The 1,032-nt window shown below is 74.8% G+C and carries 1 protein-coding gene; it reads left to right on the forward strand.

The annotated features are described in order from the left end of the window. Window positions 1–65 precede the first annotated feature (65 nt). Window positions 66–1,032 (forward strand): acyltransferase domain-containing protein (locus tag ABZY57_RS32830; RefSeq protein WP_356518214.1); only part of this gene is annotated, 967 nt, incomplete at its 3' end.

The following is a 1,032-nucleotide window of genomic DNA, read 5'->3' on the forward strand; positions in this document are numbered from 1 at the left end:
CGTCCGGCTCGCTGGCGTCCTGTTCCCCGGAGTCCGGCGGAGTCGGTGCCTGCCGGCTCGCCGTCGTGGGTCACACGCCGCAGCGGCTCGCGCTGGCCGCGATGGTGGTGGCGCGCGGGCGGGCCTGGCGGGGGCGCGGGGAGGTGTGGTTCACGCCCGAACCGCTGGGTGGCCGGCTGGCGTTCCTTTTCCCGGGCCTGGAGCCCGAGTTCGCCCCGGCACTGGACGACGTGGCGGACCGGCTCGGGCTGGAGAGGCCCCGGCTGACCCGGGGCGAGGACCTGACGGAGCGGGCCCTGGACGCCATCGCGACGGGCCGTTTCCTCGCCCGGGTGCTGCCCGGACTCGGCATCGAGGCCGATGTGCTGGCGGGGCACAGCCTGGGGGAGTGGGCGGCGATGGTGGCCGGCGGGATGTACCGGCAGGACGCGGCCGACACCTTCCTGGAGTCGCTGCGGCCCGGTGCGGTGAAGGTGCCCGACCTGGTCTACGCGGCCCTGGGATGCGGGACCCGGCGGGCGGAAGCCGCGCTGCACGGACTGGACGGGGTGGTGGTCAGCCACGACAACTGCACGCACCAGTCGGTCGTCTGCGGGATGCCCGCCGAAGTGGCCACCGTTCTCGAACGGTTGAAGGCCGAGGGCGTCCTCGGTCAGGAACTCCCCTTCCGCTCCGGTTTCCACACGCCCATGTGGGAGCCCTACCTCGGCCAGGTCCGCGCCGCTTTCGCCCGACTGCCGCTCCAGCCGGGGAGCTTGCCCCTCTGGTCGGCGACCACCTGCGCGCCGTTCCCCGCTGAGCCCGAGGCCGTGCGCGAGCTCGTGGTCCGCCACCTGCTGGAGCCGGTCCGGTTCCGCGAGCTGACGCTGAAGCTGTACGAGGACGCGGGCGTCCGGGGCTTCGTCACGCTGGGTCCGGGCAGTCTGCCGGGCTTCGTCGAGGACACCCTGCGCGACCGCCCCCACCTCTCGGTCGCGGCCTCCTCACCCCGGCTCACCGGCCTCGCCGCCCTGCGGCGCACCTGCGCCGCCC

Origin of the sequence: Streptomyces sp. NPDC006450 (assembly GCF_040612195.1) — a bacterium.
GTDB lineage: Bacteria > Actinomycetota > Actinomycetes > Streptomycetales > Streptomycetaceae > Streptomyces.